Source organism: Paenibacillus sp. 2KB_22, from assembly GCF_052115745.1.
Lineage (GTDB): Bacteria > Bacillota > Bacilli > Paenibacillales > Paenibacillaceae > Paenibacillus.
In genome coordinates this window covers 148,380-163,328 of sequence record NZ_JBFRHG010000003.1, presented here as the reverse complement: position 1 = coordinate 163,328, position 14,949 = coordinate 148,380, and the positions used below count along the sequence as shown (strand labels likewise).

The following is a 14,949-nucleotide window of genomic DNA, read 5'->3' as shown; positions in this document are numbered from 1 at the left end:
TAATTGTACAAAAACTAACGCAAAAGAGGTAAACGATGAGCGAGCAACAATTTAAAGATTATGGACTTGGTGAAGAGATCGTAAAAGCACTGGACAGTCTGGGCTATGAGACACCAACCGAGGTTCAAACTAAAGTTATACCGGTAGCACTGGAGAATCAGGATCTTGTGGTGAAATCACAGACGGGTAGCGGTAAAACAGCTGCCTACGGCATTCCGCTCTGCGAGCTGGTGGATTGGAATGAGAATAAGCCACAGGCTCTGATTCTTACACCAACCCGGGAACTGGCTTTGCAGGTTAACGAAGATATTACAAATATCGGCCGCTTTAAGCGTATTAAAGCAACCGCACTATACGGACAGTCCCCTTTTCACATCCAAAAAGCCGAGTTGAAACAAAGAACACATGTCGCTGTAGGTACACCAGGTCGGGTACTGGATCATATCGAACGCGGCACGCTGCCACTCGAACGGATTGCATACCTTGTCATTGACGAGGCCGATGAGATGTTAAATATGGGCTTCATCGAGACGGTGCAAGCGATTATTCAGAAACTACCGCAGGAGCGAGTAACGATGCTGTTCTCGGCTACGTTCCCTGAAGATGTAGCCAAGCTGTCACGCAAATACATGAACAAACCGGTGGAAATCGAGATCAAAGCAAGTGGACTGACTACAGCCACCATCGAACATGCTGTGATTCATGTGCCAGAAGTGAACAAAACCGCGCTGCTTCAGGACTTGTTCATTGTGGAAAATCCGGATAGCTGCATCGTGTTCTGCCGTACGCAGGAGAATGTAGATAAACTGTTCCGGGTCATGGCTGACCTGGACTATCCAGCAGATCGTATCCATGGTGGCATGGAGCAGGATGAGCGGATCGAAGTCATGAACGCCTTCAGACGGGGACAATTCCGTTATCTGATCGCGACGGATGTAGCCGCACGTGGTATTGATATCACCAATATCACTCATGTCATCAACTACGATATTCCTTTGGAAAAAGAGGGATATGTTCACCGTACAGGCCGTACGGGTCGCGCAGGCAAAACAGGTAAAGCCATTACGTTGATTACACCGAAAGATGGCCGACGGCTGGCCGAGATTGAATCCTATATCGGTTTCGAAATTCCTGTTGTGAAAGCTCCTTCCGAGGAAGCTGTAGATCGCCGCAGAGAAGATTTTGAGAAGCGATTGAAGATCGTGCCTGAACGTAAAAAGGACAAGCGTGAACAGTTGAACCAACAGATCATGAAGCTGAACTTCAACGGAGGCAAGAAGAAGAAACTTCGTGCCGTAGACTTTGTCGGTACCATCGCCAAGCTTGAAGGCGTTACGGCTGACGACATCGGGATCATTACCATTCAAGACAATGTAACAGATGTGGAGATTCTGAATGGCAAAGGCCCAATCGTATTGGAGCTTATGCAGAATACAACGATCAAAAAGATGCAGCTCAAGGTTCGTAAAGGTCATAAATAGATTGGTGAATGTCGCCAAATAAATAGGAATTCAAACAGGGATAGTGGACTCTTTTCTAAGTCTGCCATCCCTTTTTTCTCTCTTTTCGATGTATGACTCTACTGTTCTAGAACTTTCTTACTGCTCAATTCACCTCTTCTTTTTCCGTACTGTACCGCCTTCCACCGCATACCGAAATAGCGCATCTTCGGCGCCCCCATTATCATCCGTAACTTGAAACGTCGCTGCGTCCCCCGACTTATATACACTTCCCGTCACGAAGCTGAACACCACACGGTCATCATTGCCCCAATATTTATTCAGCATCACAAATGTACTGCCGTTCACGCCCTTAACCGTGCGGTTGCCATTGGCATTATACAGACCCTTCTGATCCATAGCCCAGCTCTGGGGATAGGCATCGAATAGATGTGTAAAGGTGGCACGATCGATATGTTTATTCGGTTTTCCCCATAGATATACATGATCGGCATCCACTGCCCAGCTCCCAGAAGGTGTTATTAATTCAAATGTTGATGCGTCTGCCCCCTTAATCATCTGAAGCACATCGTCTGGATGACCAAAAGGCTGACTTGTCCGAGCAACCTCAGCACGATACACATGTTGCAGATCCTTGGAAAGTCCAAGATGTTCCGTCCCGGCATAAGTTTCAAACTGCCGAGCGTCAGCTCCTTCCACACGGTAACCGTTGTAATACACATGATTGTCATCACGACCGAAGGGTCCCCCTAGTGGCTGGAAAGTATCTGGATCTGCTCCTTTTACAGTGCGCCACTGAAAATAAACACGTTCCCGGTCCCGTGCAAACTGTCCATCCAGCGGTTCAAAGGTAGACCTATGCACATCCCGAACGAGATTGTACACTTCCTTCGCTTCCCGATGAGCCGTACCGCCCCATTCGGTTTTATAAAAAATGGACGACGCAGTCTCAACCCAATTCCCTGTGATCTGCGTAGCCCCCTCAGCACTATGGGCATAATGCGAATGCCACCAGCCAGGTACGTCCGAATGATGTTCACGGAACCATTCTCTCACCTCATCCTTTTCCCCATTCGCATAGCGAAGAGAACTGGACAGATGGAACAGATGGTCCTTATCGGTACAATAATCGTGATGAGCAATCACAGCATTCGTATCAATATCCTCAAATAGATAAAAATGTGTGCTGCTCTTCACATATAAATAACGTTGGTCCTGAGCGAAGTAGGGCGTATCCGGTAGCAGCCGAAAGCTGGGCGGATCGGAGTCAGGCACGACCTGATCTTCCAGATAGACATATCGCGAGTCACAACAGTAATCTTCATCAATTACACGAAAAGCCTCCGTATCCCGGCTGAATAAACTCGCCTTGTTCTTGCGGGCATTGAACCACCATATTCCCTGACGATCCCGAAGATAGGCGAAAGTCAGCCACCCCTTTGGATAAGTAGAGATGACCTCAAAATCCTGAGCGGTAATGCCACCCTTAATCGGGGTGCTGGTTCCATCTTCTTCATTTTGCAGTATCACCTGAAGGTCTTCATCTACAATAAACTTTTCCATGACGGTTCACCCTCCAACCCTGTTGTGAAATCAGTCTCTCCTCATTTTAGCGCGTACATCTGGTTCTCTCCACATCATCGCACATGATATTTAAGGACAATTCCCTTGCTCTCACCGCTCAACCCCGAAGAGATGAAGATTTGTTCAGTAATGGACGAATTGTTCACTTGAAAAAGAGTCTAGTCCAACTAAAATATAAATGAAAGCGTTATATTTCAGTTGCATATCTTCCGGGAGGTGTATGTCACGGGTAACAGGAAAGCGGTTTGGTTTCTGGTCTTTGCACTCACGTTCACCCTGTTTGGACTTCATCCTGAACGAACAAGCGCAGCAAGTGTCACGATAACCAATGGCACCGATTGGCTCGACACCGCAGGCAATCCCATTCATGCGAACAGCGGCAACATTCTGCAGGTAGGCTCGACGTATTATCTGTACGGTGAACATGCGGTGGGCGCCAGGTTCGACAGTGTGAACGTCTATACCTCCACGGATCTGAAGAACTGGACTTTCAGCAACGCCATACTAACGAAAGATTCCGCAACCGAGCTGGCCTCCAGCAAAATCGAGCGCCCCAAAGTTATCTATAATGCCTCCACCAACCAGTATGTGCTCTGGGCACACTATGAGAACGGTACGGACTACAACCTCGGGCGTGTAGCGGTCGCAACAAGCAATACCCCGAATGGCAAATTCACCTATGAGGGCAGCTTCCGCCCACTCAATTATGAATCCCGTGACATGACCGTCTTTGTTGATACAGATGGCACAGGTTATCTGGTTACTGCTTCACGCAAGAATGGCGGTGCCAATGATACGATGGCTATTTTCAAAATGAATGCAAGTTACACTGGAATACAATCCTTCGAAGGCTGGCTGTTTGAGAATGCCTACCGCGAAGCACCTGCCGTTGTGAAAAAAGGAAACCGTTACTACCTCTTCACCTCCCAAGCCGCTGGCTGGTATCCGAATCAGGGGGCTTATGCTACAGCAACTTCCATGGCGGGCCCGTGGACTGCACTTACACCATATGGCAATCCATCTGCCTTCGGTTCGCAGATCCATGATATTGCCACGATTACAGGCAGCAACACCACATCCTACATCTATATGGCAGACCGCTGGAACCCCATGAGCATTGGAGAGCACAAACATATTTGGCTGCCGCTAACCTTGAATGATTCGAACGGAACAGCATCACTGGAGTGGTATACAACGTGGAACATCGACGCAGCGACAGGCATCGTAACCCCACCTGCTCTCGTCAACCATGCACAAGGCAAAACAGCTACCGCCATCTCCACAGTCTCCGGCTCATCCGCATCCAACGTCAATGACGGTAACTACCAGACGTCTTGGGTAGCTTCCTCCAATAGCTGGCCTGCCTGGTGGCAGGTGGACTTCGGCGCACCGAAGACGATCACGGAGATTGATACTTCCTGGTTTATGTATAAAGGTTCCGAGGGGTACTACAAATATAAAATCGAGATTAGCAACGATGGTGTCAATTACTCCACCTTGGATCGCACCAATAATCTGACCTATGGTTTCACCACGGACGCTGTGCATTTCACCGCACGTTATGTACGAATTAATATGGTGAACGCGGTCTTGTGGAATAATCCGGGGAACTGGTACACCCCAACCCTGCATGAGGTCAAAATGTTGGGTCCAGCCACACCGGAAGCCACAGGGTACAGCCGCTTCAGTTCACACAACGTTCCGGATCGATACATCCGTCACGCCAACTACATCGCACGAATTGACGCTAATGTCTCTCCTGCGCTGGACTCCCAGTTCCGCGTTGTACCGGGTCTAGCGAGTTCCACAGGAATATCACTGGAGTCCATTAACTTCCCAGGCTACTTTCTGAAGCGTAATGCCAGCAACAAAATTGTACTTGAAGCCTACGCCGACACCGCTACCTACAAGAGAGATGCTACGTTCCTGAGCAGCCCCGGTTGGGCTGACAGCACCAAAGTATCCCTTCAATCGTACAGTCAGCCCGGCTATTACATCCGGCATTATGATTATGTGTTACAGTTGGACGCCATCAATGCAGCCAGCAGCTCAACGACGAAGAGTGATGCCACGTTTGGGCGAACCAATTTCTAATTAGGTGTCATCTGCATCATAGATTATGTTATAGTCATCGGGAAGTGATTTGGAGGCGATAATGATGATGATCAAAATTACAAATGGACCAACTCTCGAAGGATAGCGCCTACGGGTCCAATAACTGCGCGTTTCTTTCAACAATGAAGGTGTGAAAGCTATGTCAATTTATCAAGTCGTACCCATGGTCTATGACTCCAAGGAACAGATTGATGCTATTATTTTGCTCGAACAACAATGTAAACAGCTCGATTCCGTGCATCTAAAGGCAGACCTTGATCATATTAGCCAAAAAGACGGAGACCACGCGCTCCTCTGTTATCGTGACGGTGATTTGGCAGGACTCCTCAGTTGGTATAATTCTGACGGCGTAACCGGGAATATTAATGCCATCGTACATCCGCATTATCGTCGCCAAGGTGTGTTCACCAGCCTACTAAAACGGGCCATCCTGGACATGAAACCACAGGGGATTAACCAACTCAGTTATCGCGTTCCTCAGGGCTTATCCTCGGGTGTTCTTACTGCCCAGTCCCTTGGAACCATTTATGATCGTGCGGAGTATTCGATGCAACTTGTGAATCAAGTCGTTGAGGTTGTGGCATCGCCTGAACTAACGTTGTCCGTAGCAGAAGCCAAGGATATGGAGTTCATGGTCACTTGCACATCCCAGGCTTTTGGAGATTCGGAGGACTGGACACGCAATTACTTTATGCAAACGAATGAACCCAGCCGAGTTACCTATATTGCATGGCATGATCAACAGCCTGTTGGGCTGGTACGGGTCAACTCCATTAATGCAACAACCGCATTTATTCATAACTTTTGCATCTTGCCTGCTTATCAGGGACGGAAAATAGGACGCACCGTGCTTCATATTCTGGTGAATCTCCTAAGGAAACAACACTATACAGATATTCGCCTATCCGTTGTTACTGAGAACGAACGTGCTTTGAACTTATACCGCAGTGTTGGTTTTGAAGTGAATTCTGAGTATCACTATTTCAGCGGTCTTTTGTAAAAGACAATGGAGAGAGAGCGTTTTCCGCAAAGGGAGACGTTCTCTCTCTTTTACGTGATACAGATCCGTATATTTACCTTCAGAGATGATTGGAGAATTGGAAAATTAATTTATAGCCATCGAACGTTTGCCCGTACATTTCCCGATAGTTACCTTCGGTATAATTAGCCACTGTTTTCCGCCAGAAAGATTGGCCGATCTTATTGTTCTCCGATGGATTGGTGAACAACTCCCAACTCCCTCTAAACCTTCCGAAGATTGTCGACGCTGCGTGTTCAGCCACGCCTACCCCTCGAAACGGCTGCATCAGAAAGAAATCATGTACGAAGAAATCTATTCCTTGTGAGCAATATGGCGGCGTGGCTACGAACGCAAAACCTGCCGGTCTACCATCCACACTCATTAGGAACGGATAAAGGCACTCCGGTTTTTCCCACCATATGCTCTGTACATCATACTGATCCTGTAACGTTTTATAATCAGGACTTGGTTCGAAAATGCCGTGTTCATTTGGGCTATGCTCTCCACCTAGACCGTAATGACCGGATAGATCATGAAGATATAGCGGGTACATATTTTTAATCACATACGCCTCGTCCTTATTCGTTAATTTCACTTCTATATTCATATTCACCAACCCTGTCAGATAATTTGAAAACGTATTTCAAAAACTCCCTCACGTATCCTTGCACCGTCAAATGAATTGTAAGCAATATCACCAGCCCCGAATATATAAAGAATCCTTCATAACCATTCTTTATTCTTCTTTACAGGAAAAAAGCCACATTCGATGGCTCGAACGTAGCTTCTATAGTTTCATCCCTTTTTGCAATATACAATTTTCTTAATGCTATCCACGGATAAACAGTATTGATCTGCAAGCTGATCAATGGTCGCTCCCGCAGCAAAAAGCTGGCGGATTTCAACGTTCCGTTCCTGAATAATCTTTCGGCCGCCCGAGTTCTCGCCCCACTTCTTATGGGCATCCTTGGGCCGCGGAATATAGATCAAGCCTCCAGGGATATGACGCTGTATTTCTCGGAGCAATTCTTCCGGGAAGATGGTATCGGCATTAATATATTTCACGTTACTCCACTCCTTAAAAGTTAAAAATTTTAAGGCAGCAGAGTCGTACAATGAACGCATTGGATATGCACTACAATGGTATGGCGGAAAAGAATTTCAAGCTCTATGCAAACAACCGCCGTTGTTCATCGCATGGACTCTGCATAGAGCGAATCGTGAAACTTCTTATGAATCGAATCATGGTAGCCCCCCATTCAATCATATTCGTGCTGAAGAACTTCAACTATCTATACCATAATAAGGAATAATTATCTTAATGGCAAAATCTACACGTCAAATTGGTAATAAACCCCTGTTAATTCTTCTGAAACGCTCCATAGCTTGTTTGAAATGTTAGCATCATATAATTTTTCAATAATCTTAGCGCTCTTGGGATAGCCCTTAGTGCCGCCAATACCGCTAGGAGCAATATACTCTCCTCCCGTAATCGTCGGATCTGTTGCAGCGTACAAGGTAGGTAAGGCTCCCATATGTGCAGGTTGACTAACGATTTTCAGAAGACTCCGCATGAATATATTCGCCTGTTTCCCCGAACCGAAGGAGAACAGATTGGTATTCGAAATTCCTGGATGAGCGGCGATACTCATAGAATCCATATGGGCGGAATTAAACTTATTCTGCAGTTCTCTTGCAAACATCAGATTGGCCAGCTTGCTTTGACTGTAGAACTTCATAGGAGCATATCCTTTGGAGCCATCCAAATTATTAAAATCAATTGCGCCATTACCAGCTGCCAAACTGCTTAGAGTAACCACTCTCGATTTTGGAGTAGAAATCAATCGGGGCAACAGCAGGCCCGTAAGCGCAAAATGGCCTAGATGATTGCTACCAAACTGCAACTCAAAGCCATCCTTCGTCAACTGGAATGGAGGATTCATAATGCCTGCATTATTAACGAGAATGGACAAGGAATCGTATTGCTCAAGAAACGCGGCTGCGAACTTACGGATACTGGCTAAATCACTAAGGTCAAGATGCATAACGATGACCTCTCCCGCTACATGTACAGACGACTTTATCTGGTTAGCTGCCTTTTCACCTTTTTCCACATTACGAACGGCAAGGATAACTTTCGCGCCTTTTTCAGCTAACGCTAATGCCGTTTCATACCCTAACCCACCGTTCGAACCTGTCACAATCACTACTTTATTGGATACAGTTGGGATGATGTCTTTAGTCCACACTTTGCTCATATCTCTACACACCTCTCTTATCTTTTTCTTAATACCCAAATATCGAGCGTATATAGCTTTTATCCCCTGCCATACTGGCTTATGCTCCGTTCGAGTAACTCTCTAACCTGTTGCTTCAATTCAGTGGGCGAGATCACTTTCACTTCCGGGCCATAGGAGAGTAACTTTCTCGCTGTAAAAGAAAACTCCTCGGGCGGAACCATTCCACGCCACTCGTTGCCTTGAACCGACTTGAACAACACATCTGACGCGGCCATCCTTGCTCCAAATTCCGTGAAATGCAGTACCACCTCTACGCTTGCTCTGTCTTCTTTGGCATCTAGCCATGCCTTCAGACTCGGAACAGATTCATCAACCGATTCCATCACAGCCAACTGCTGCATTCGATCCACCCGATACAACAACACGCGATCCTTATTTCGTGCTGGCATGTACCAATACCCCTGCCCATAGTAGATGCCATAGGGAAAGACTCGGACTTTTTTATGACCATTGCGGGCATGATACATAAACTGGATTTCTCTCTTTTCCACCGCTGCACCCAATATCTCGGTTGTTAAAGGCTCGGCATGCTCACCGGGATGCTGGACAAAAGTGATATGCTCTCTCATCCGCATAATGAGGTCCTGTACATCCTCAGGCAAAGTGGAGAAATACTGTTCAGCCAGATGTTCACGCATGGAACCGTACGGAAAATCCGGGACTTGCTGTAGATACTCCAGCATCATAAATAGTCCTAACGCCTCCTGCTGTGTCAGTTGAAGAGGTGGCAAGATCCGATTGGGCAACACCCGATATCCCCCGTTAACACCAACTTCGGTGTACAAAGGGAAACCCAGTGCCTGCAATGCATCCAGATCTCGCTGGATCGTACGTACCGATACGTTAAACCGTTCTGCCAGTTCCCGGGCTGTAAACTTCTGTCTGGAATCCATCAGTCGCATGATAGCCAGTTTCCGATTATTCATATATTCAACATCCTAACTACGTCAACTTTTGTCATAGTTAAAGTGTATCATACATTGTAGAAGGGAGCGATTACTATGAACAATAACAAAACCATTTTGTACATTGCTATGAGTCTGGATGGATATATCGCAAGACTGGACGGTTCGGTAGATTGGTTATTTGACGTGGAGGGTGATGGTGGAGACAACGGGTATGCCGCCTTTTATCAGACGATCGGTAGCGTCGTTATGGGACGTAATACGTATGAGGAGGTGCTCACACTTTCTGAAGAATTCCCCTATGCGGATCGCCCAACGTATGTGCTATCCCGCTCAGAACAGCCGGCCGCTCCTCATGTACAGTTTACAACCGAGACGGTAGATACACTCATCCCTCGATTAAAGCAGAATTCTGATGGAGACGTGTGGATTGTGGGTGGAGGCATATTGGTTGGAGCTGTCTTAGCCAAAAAATTACTGGATGAGATTGAAGTCGCCATCATTCCGAAAATTCTTGGTGAAGGCATCCCTTTATTCCCGACAGGCACTGTGCCAAGTCAATTCAAAATGGTCCGAACTCAGACGCTCGGACAGATCATTTCGATTCGTTATGAGGTACAGAACAGCAATGCAGTGGACACACCCTCAAATGTGTAGATAAGAAGAAAAGAAAAAGACCATTCTTATGATGAAGGAACCCCATTAAGCGAGACACATCTAACCATTGGGGTACAATTCATGAAAGAGTGGTCTTTTCATTCCCATGTTTCAAGCTATCCTAACATGCCTCGTACATATTCCGCTAATACCTCTGCCGTCCTGCGGTGAGATAACTCGCCTGGATGGGTGCGCGCCCCTACCGTCTCTTCGGTTGTATCAGGAAGCTGAATGATTGAGACCTTGCGGTCTCCTGTCCCCTTCATATATGCATTAACCCCACGGTAAATGGCAGGCATCATGGGAAAACCAAGCATGCCATAAGCCCATACGAGATGTGCGGCCGGATTGTTTTTCCGAAGTTTGAACAGGAACTGTTCTACCGCTTTCTCAAAAGCGGCCAGATCTTCTTCATGATACGTACCATCTTCGTTCAGCCGCTGCTTGTACACCTTGCCGGTGTCAGGGTCTTTCCACTCAGGTGACTGAAACGCACCTCCATCATTGCTACCCAAGTTCACAACCACTACATTCGGTTGCCACGAACTAAAATCATGGGGATTTCCTGCACCTAACGCTTCGTTACGTTCACCAGCAAGCAGGCCACAGACCTGTTCGTACACATCGGGGATGTTCCCCTTCGGATTGTTATCCCAGCTTGTCAGCACACCCCAGCCACTTTGCGAAATAACCCGGTATTCTGCATTCAATGCCTCTGCTGTCATATACGTATAGTTATGTATGGCACTAAACCACATTGGAATCCAATCTTCCTCCGCTTTAGCCCCAATCGCACCTTCGCCAGATGTAATGCTGTCACCGATAAACTCGATCTTGTACGGTTTTTCTTGCACAGGCAGGAACGCTCCATCGGATTTCACCGCATGAATCTGCAAGGAACAACCCGGGTCACCACTCATCGCTTGAATATCCTTAATAATCCGAACATTCTTCACCACATTCGCGTTCATGCCCCGGAATACACAGATCCAGTACCTTCCCGAGGTTAACATCTGTCTGCTCACCGGAACACCGTTGATCAGAATGCTGATCCATGACTCATACATGTCATACTGCGACTCCACCTCAACCCATAGTTCGGAGCCCTGTACATTGAGTTCAACCGCACTTCCCGTCCAAAATAACGTCAACGGCGACAACTCTCCGTTTGTTCTGCCATGCACCTTGAGATTTCCGATCTCAGGCAGAGCAGTTACCTTTAAATTCTTATTAGATATCACCATGCAACCTCCTACGTTTGACTCAGATTATAAGCAGGCTCTCTACATGCTTCGGATGTGCGTTTAACTGATATTATGCAACTTCTGAAGCGCTTCCTCTTTGTTTTTCAAAAAGAAAAAATGCTCGCCATTGTTGCACTCATAGATGAAATCTCTCAGGCTCTTGCTGTTATATCCTTCAAAATCTCCCACAATAGCAAGCTTAACATGATAGTTCACGTATTTCTGCAAAATCTCGCCTGCAAGCTTGGTTTTCAGTTCGAAGAACTCTTCCGTGATGTTCGATTTGTCGATAATAAGCTTGTCAGCATCATCGGTATATCTTATCGAAGCCATCAAATCCAGTGCATCTTGAGTATTGTTGATGACGATGCGATTACTTTCAATAATGGCGACCTTGGAATTACCTTGTTGATCTATAGTTATGTTCATCTCACTTTCTCCTCTGGACATCGTTTCTTAATAATATCTCGCAGTTCTACAATAAAAAGCAATCATTATAGACTGTAATTCGTATGATATAATGGATTTATTTCCTAACCAAACTAAATCTCATGATTTGCGAAGAAAAGAGGAGTCCATGGACACAAAGTGGCTAGAATGGGCAAAACAGATTCAGGCTATCTCACAAACAGGTTTAACCTATGCTAAGGATGTTTATGATATCGAGCGTTATGAGGAATTGAGACGCATTAGTATTGATATCTTAAGCAACTACACTTCTGTTAACAAAGAGAAAATATCACTTACATTTGCAAGTGATTCAGGTTACGCAACGCCTAAAGTCGATATTCGCGGTGTTGTTTTCAGGGAAGACAAAGTACTTTTGGTTCGAGAGAACATAGATGGGGCATGGGCATTACCAGGGGGATGGAGTGACATCGGCCTCTCACCATCAGAAGTAGCGGTGAAAGAAATTAAAGAAGAATCCGGTTTTGATGTTGTGCCGATGCGGTTGTTAGCCGTATTGGATAAAAAATTCCATGGACACCCACCTGAGCCTTATCACGTATATAAAATGTTTATTCGCTGTGACATTGTGGGAGGGCATGCGGAAACAGGTGTAGAAACCAGCGCAGTTGATTTTTTTGCTATCGACGCTTTACCTGAATTATCATTGGAGAGAAATACGTTGGAACAAATTAAAATCATGTTTGAATTTCTTGAACAACCAGATAAAGAAGTAATTCTGGATTAAAATAATAGCCCCTTCAGCTTCCCGACCTAAGTTCATCATATCTGATGTATTTAGTACACGGTTTGCCATAAGGGGTTATCACTTTGATAGACTATAAAACCTTACCCAGAAATGCCTTGGTCCGGTCATGCCGGGTATTCTGAAAGAGCTCTTCAGGCGTGCCTTCCTCCACAATATATCCGCCATCCATAAAGATCACACGGTCCGCCACCTCACGGGCGAAGCCCATTTCATGCGTAACAACAATCATCGTGATTCCCTCGTGAGCGAGGTCTTTCATGACTTGCAGCACTTCTCCAACCATCTCCGGGTCCAGTGCAGACGTAGGCTCATCGAACAGCATCACACTTGGGTTCATGGCGAGTGCACGCGCGATGGCCACACGCTGTTGTTGCCCACCTGACAACTGCTCGGGATAAGCATCCCTCTTCTGAGATAGCCCGACCTTGCCAAGCAGTTCCATTGATTTTTTCTCATTCTCGGCTTTGCTCAGTTTCTTGATATGCTTCGGCGCGAGCATGATATTCTCTAGCACGGTCAGATGCGGGAAGAGGTTGAACTGCTGGAACACCATGCCCACATTAGTTCGCAACTGATCGATATCCGTCTTAGGTGAAGTGACCTCGACATCCCCGATCGTCACCTTCCCGGACGTCACACCCTCCAGCAGATTGAGACAGCGCAAAAACGTACTTTTACCAGACCCGGAAGGCCCGATGACGCATACAACCTCTTTCTCCTGAATCGTTGTCGAAATGTCCTTCAATACCTCATTGGCACCAAACTGCTTTTTCAGGTTCTGTACGGTAATCATCGGATCGCATACCTCCTCTCAATGAACCGGGAAACCCGGGACAATAGAACAATGATGATTAGATAAAATATGCCCACCACACCCCAGATTTCGAATGCCCGGAAGTTGGAGGAAATGATAATCTCCCCACTCTGCGTTAATTCTGCGATACCAATTGCAGACAGCAGCGATGTATCCTTAATTGTAATAATGAACTGGTTCACAAAGGTAGGAATCATGCGCCGGGTTGCTTGAGGTAACACGACCAGTCTCATCGTCTGAAAACGAGTTAAACCCAAGGATCGAGCCGCCTCATGCTGCCCGTTGCTAATGGAATTAATCCCCGCTCGGAAAATCTCCGAGATGTACGCGCCGGCATTCAGACTAATTGCAATGATGCCTGCGGTCATCGCCGGAATGCGCATATCCAGGAACACAGGCAGCCCGAAGTAGATGAAATATACCTGTACCAGAAGGGGTGTGCCACGGATGATATCCACGTAAAGTGTGGCTACCAGCCGCAACACTCGATTCAAAGAAGTGCTCATCAGACCTGAGATCAATCCGATCACCATCGCAATGATGAGCGAGATCACGACTAGTTTCAACGTAACCACTGTTCCCTCCAGCAGAAGAGGCAGTGCGTCTATTATGACTTGCAAGGAGGAGTCCATCCGTACCACATTCCCTTCTATTTAGCCGTTGTTCCCAGATAGTTGCCAACAATCTCGTCGTACTTTCCGTTTTCCTGCAATTTCTTCAATCCATCATTAATCTTCTTCTGCAACTCCGCATCACCTTTGGCAACAGCAATGCCGTAGAAGTCACCGTTCAATCGGTCTCCAACGATTTTGAGTTTGGCGTTTGGATCGATGGCGATCTTATAGGAGATGACGGGGAAATCCTCCAGTGTAGCATCTGCGTTTTTGTTCGCGACTTCCTGATACATCGATGGACTGTCATCAAAATATTTCACGGTTGCCCCGTAGGTTTTTGCATATTCATCTGCAAGATTGGCACCTGAGGTTCCTTTTTTAATCGCAATAATTTTTCCTTTTAAATCTTCAGGACTTTGGATGTCCGCGTTATCTTCATGTACGATTAAGGACAGACCGGCCTGATAATACGGGTCCGAGAAGTCCACGACTTTTTTACGTTCGTCTGTAATGCTAATGCCTGCAATCGCCCCATCCAACTGATTCGCTGTAATCGCTGGAATAATGCCTTTGAAGTCCATCGGTTTGATCTCTACCTCAAAGCCCTCTTCTTCCGCAATTGCGTTCATGAGGTCAATATCGATCCCTACATATTTGCCGTCCTTCTGGAACTCAAAAGGGGGATACGTTGCATCGGTACCAAATGTGTATTTCTCAACAGCTGAACCACTTGCCGACTGGGCACTATTCTCTTCACCCGATTTCGCTGCACCGCAGGCACTAAGTGTTAGAGCAAGAACGGACGCCATTACAATGGATGCTACCTTTTTCATAGAAAAACCCCTTTTCCGAATTAGATTGGGATCGACCGAATCGACCATTTGTATTTATGTACGTATTGTAGTTTGCTCCCTACGCCAACTTACATGATCCTACATAAAATAATTACAAATCATGAAATTTAAATTAACATGAAGTGTTTTTTGATAGTTAAACGCGCAAAAAGCGCTAATAAAAGA

General features: G+C 46.3%; 15 protein-coding genes. 5 read left to right on the top strand and 10 right to left on the bottom strand.

The genetic code is table 11. The features are described from left to right. Positions 1-35: 35 nt before the first annotated feature. Complete coding sequence (locus AB4111_RS19695; protein WP_442032886.1) at positions 36-1,481, top strand: DEAD/DEAH box helicase; 1,446 nt, start codon at positions 36-38, stop codon at positions 1,479-1,481. Positions 1,482-1,610: 129 nt separating this feature from the next. Here the strand turns inward: AB4111_RS19695 and AB4111_RS19690 are convergent, their stop codons facing one another. Then, on the bottom strand, positions 1,611-3,023 hold the full coding sequence (locus AB4111_RS19690) for a DKNYY domain-containing protein (RefSeq protein WP_442032885.1): 1,413 nt from the start codon (positions 3,021-3,023) through the stop codon (positions 1,611-1,613). A 273-nt stretch (positions 3,024-3,296) separates the two neighbouring features. On the opposite strand from AB4111_RS19690, the gene AB4111_RS19685 reads away from it, so the two are divergent. Beyond that, the gene (locus AB4111_RS19685; protein ID WP_442033281.1) at positions 3,297-5,138 is read left to right on the top strand and encodes an AbfB domain-containing protein; all 1,842 of its coding nucleotides are present in this window, start codon (positions 3,297-3,299) and stop codon (positions 5,136-5,138) included. A 160-nt stretch (positions 5,139-5,298) separates the two neighbouring features. Then, entirely contained in the window at positions 5,299-6,159 is an 861-nt protein-coding gene (locus AB4111_RS19680; protein ID WP_442032884.1) for a GNAT family N-acetyltransferase, read from the top strand. Between the two features lie 79 nt (positions 6,160-6,238). Here the strand turns inward: AB4111_RS19680 and AB4111_RS19675 are convergent, their stop codons facing one another. From AB4111_RS19675 to AB4111_RS19660, 4 genes are all read right to left on the bottom strand, one after another. Then, positions 6,239-6,787 (bottom strand): hypothetical protein, encoded by a 549-nt coding sequence (locus AB4111_RS19675; protein ID WP_442032883.1) that lies wholly within the window; start codon positions 6,785-6,787, stop codon positions 6,239-6,241. A gap of 188 nt (positions 6,788-6,975) precedes the next feature. Next, positions 6,976-7,245 carry a CD3324 family protein gene (locus AB4111_RS19670; protein WP_442032882.1) on the bottom strand — a complete coding sequence of 90 codons (270 nt, stop codon included), beginning with the start codon at positions 7,243-7,245 and terminating at the stop codon, positions 6,976-6,978. Positions 7,246-7,511: 266 nt separating this feature from the next. Next, positions 7,512-8,438, bottom strand: coding sequence for an oxidoreductase (locus AB4111_RS19665; RefSeq protein ID WP_442032881.1), 927 nt, complete (start codon positions 8,436-8,438; stop codon positions 7,512-7,514). A 59-nt stretch (positions 8,439-8,497) separates the two neighbouring features. Next, the gene (locus tag AB4111_RS19660; RefSeq protein ID WP_442032880.1) at positions 8,498-9,406 is read right to left on the bottom strand and encodes a helix-turn-helix transcriptional regulator; all 909 of its coding nucleotides are present in this window, start codon (positions 9,404-9,406) and stop codon (positions 8,498-8,500) included. Between the two features lie 75 nt (positions 9,407-9,481). On the opposite strand from AB4111_RS19660, the gene AB4111_RS19655 reads away from it, so the two are divergent. Continuing rightward, on the top strand, positions 9,482-10,042 hold the full coding sequence (locus AB4111_RS19655; RefSeq protein ID WP_442032879.1) for a dihydrofolate reductase family protein: 561 nt from the start codon (positions 9,482-9,484) through the stop codon (positions 10,040-10,042). A 116-nt stretch (positions 10,043-10,158) separates the two neighbouring features. Here AB4111_RS19655 and AB4111_RS19650 read toward each other — a convergent pair whose 3' ends face one another. Both AB4111_RS19650 and AB4111_RS19645 read right to left on the bottom strand, forming a co-directional pair. Further along, positions 10,159-11,283, bottom strand: coding sequence for an SGNH/GDSL hydrolase family protein (locus AB4111_RS19650; protein WP_442033280.1), 1,125 nt, complete (start codon positions 11,281-11,283; stop codon positions 10,159-10,161). Between the two features lie 63 nt (positions 11,284-11,346). Further along, positions 11,347-11,715, bottom strand: a complete 369-nt coding sequence (locus AB4111_RS19645; RefSeq protein ID WP_442032878.1) for a DUF4180 domain-containing protein — start codon at positions 11,713-11,715, stop codon at positions 11,347-11,349. A 148-nt stretch (positions 11,716-11,863) separates the two neighbouring features. Here AB4111_RS19645 and AB4111_RS19640 point away from each other — a divergent pair, with 148 nt between their 5' ends. Next, complete coding sequence (locus AB4111_RS19640) at positions 11,864-12,481, top strand: NUDIX hydrolase (RefSeq protein ID WP_442032877.1); 618 nt, start codon at positions 11,864-11,866, stop codon at positions 12,479-12,481. A 91-nt stretch (positions 12,482-12,572) separates the two neighbouring features. On the opposite strand, the gene AB4111_RS19635 is transcribed toward AB4111_RS19640, so the two are convergent. The 3 genes from AB4111_RS19635 to AB4111_RS19625 are packed head-to-tail and all read right to left on the bottom strand — an operon-like array spanning position 12,573 to position 14,763. Further along, positions 12,573-13,295: an amino acid ABC transporter ATP-binding protein gene (locus AB4111_RS19635; protein ID WP_315938998.1), complete on the bottom strand. Its 723-nt coding sequence runs from the start codon at positions 13,293-13,295 to the stop codon at positions 12,573-12,575. Beyond that, complete coding sequence (locus tag AB4111_RS19630) at positions 13,292-13,948, bottom strand: amino acid ABC transporter permease (RefSeq protein ID WP_315938997.1); 657 nt, start codon at positions 13,946-13,948, stop codon at positions 13,292-13,294. Before AB4111_RS19630 ends, AB4111_RS19635 begins: the two co-directional genes overlap by 4 nt. Positions 13,949-13,965: 17 nt before the next feature. Next, complete coding sequence (locus AB4111_RS19625; protein ID WP_442032876.1) at positions 13,966-14,763, bottom strand: transporter substrate-binding domain-containing protein; 798 nt, start codon at positions 14,761-14,763, stop codon at positions 13,966-13,968. Between the last annotated feature and the right edge of the window lie 186 nt (positions 14,764-14,949).

Coding starts and splice junctions, on each gene's coding strand:
- AB4111_RS19680 (WP_442032884.1), top strand. CDS start 5,299: ATGTCAATTTATCAAGTCGTACCCATGGTCTATGACTCCAAGGAACAG.
- AB4111_RS19625 (WP_442032876.1), bottom strand. CDS start 14,763: ATGAAAAAGGTAGCATCCATTGTAATGGCGTCCGTTCTTGCTCTAACA.
- AB4111_RS19690 (WP_442032885.1), bottom strand. CDS start 3,023: ATGGAAAAGTTTATTGTAGATGAAGACCTTCAGGTGATACTGCAAAAT.
- AB4111_RS19695 (WP_442032886.1), top strand. CDS start 36: ATGAGCGAGCAACAATTTAAAGATTATGGACTTGGTGAAGAGATCGTA.
- AB4111_RS19635 (WP_315938998.1), bottom strand. CDS start 13,295: ATGATTACCGTACAGAACCTGAAAAAGCAGTTTGGTGCCAATGAGGTA.
- AB4111_RS19655 (WP_442032879.1), top strand. CDS start 9,482: ATGAACAATAACAAAACCATTTTGTACATTGCTATGAGTCTGGATGGA.
- AB4111_RS19665 (WP_442032881.1), bottom strand. CDS start 8,438: ATGAGCAAAGTGTGGACTAAAGACATCATCCCAACTGTATCCAATAAA.
- AB4111_RS19645 (WP_442032878.1), bottom strand. CDS start 11,715: ATGAACATAACTATAGATCAACAAGGTAATTCCAAGGTCGCCATTATT.
- AB4111_RS19660 (WP_442032880.1), bottom strand. CDS start 9,406: ATGAATAATCGGAAACTGGCTATCATGCGACTGATGGATTCCAGACAG.
- AB4111_RS19640 (WP_442032877.1), top strand. CDS start 11,864: ATGGACACAAAGTGGCTAGAATGGGCAAAACAGATTCAGGCTATCTCA.
- AB4111_RS19675 (WP_442032883.1), bottom strand. CDS start 6,787: ATGAATATAGAAGTGAAATTAACGAATAAGGACGAGGCGTATGTGATT.
- AB4111_RS19630 (WP_315938997.1), bottom strand. CDS start 13,948: ATGGACTCCTCCTTGCAAGTCATAATAGACGCACTGCCTCTTCTGCTG.